1 protein-coding gene is annotated in these 262 nt (G+C 73.3%); it reads left to right on the top strand.

The window, feature by feature from the left end; all coding sequences use genetic code 11:
* The coding region (locus VR44_RS38600) for an acyltransferase domain-containing protein (RefSeq protein WP_157880542.1) at positions 1 to 262 on the top strand (262 nt) is incomplete at both ends.

Raw genomic sequence — 262 nt, 5'->3', positions numbered from 1 at the left:
TGGTGGTCTCGGGTGCCGAGGACGCGGTCGCGGAACTGGCCGGGAAGCTCGCCGCGGAGGGCCGCAAGACCAAGGCCCTGGCCGTCTCCCACGCCTTCCACTCCCCGCTGATGGACCCGATCCTCGACGCCTTCCGCGAGGTCGCGGAATCGGTCGCCTTCGAGGCTCCGGCGCTCCCGGTCGTCTCCACCCTCACCGGCCGGACCCTCACCGCCGAGGAGGCCGGCTCGGCCGACTACTGGGTACGCCACGTCCGCGAGGC

The organism is Streptomyces katrae (genome assembly GCF_000966975.1).
In the GTDB taxonomy this organism is placed as follows: Bacteria; Actinomycetota; Actinomycetes; order Streptomycetales; family Streptomycetaceae; genus Streptomyces; species Streptomyces katrae.
Note: the sequence above shows the minus strand (reverse complement) of the source record. Positions and strands in the feature narration are given on the sequence as shown.